This is a genomic window from Mangrovimonas sp. ST2L15 (genome assembly GCF_001280515.1).
Classification (GTDB): Bacteria; Bacteroidota; Bacteroidia; order Flavobacteriales; family Flavobacteriaceae; genus Mangrovimonas; species Mangrovimonas futianensis.
This window is the reverse complement of the sequence record NZ_LBIQ01000046.1, coordinates 1-305: the sequence shown is the minus strand read 5'-3', so window position 1 is coordinate 305 and position 305 is coordinate 1. Positions and strand designations below refer to the sequence as shown.

Genomic DNA, 305 nt, shown 5'->3' with positions numbered 1-305 from the left:
GAGTGTATCGGCGACATGCCTGCTGCTGGTGAGTTGACTGCTACAGACAACTGTGCTGGTGACATTACAGCTACTGCTGTGGATAGCATGGACGATACAGATCCTTGTAACATCGTGGTGACCAGAACGTGGACATTCACTGATGCGTGTAACAACTCATCTTCAGTGTCACAAACAATCAATATTCAAGATACAACTGCTCCAGTGGCTCCTGACGCTCCTGCAGATATCACTTACGAGTGTATCGGCGATATGCCTGCTGCTGGTGAGTTGACTGCTACAGACAACTGTGCTGGTGACATTAC

Annotated in this window: 1 protein-coding gene; it reads left to right on the top strand. The window is 48.5% G+C overall.

The annotated features are described in order from the left end of the window. On the top strand, positions 1-305 hold a 305-nt coding region (locus ZA07_RS16215; RefSeq protein WP_197276760.1), incomplete at both ends, for a hypothetical protein.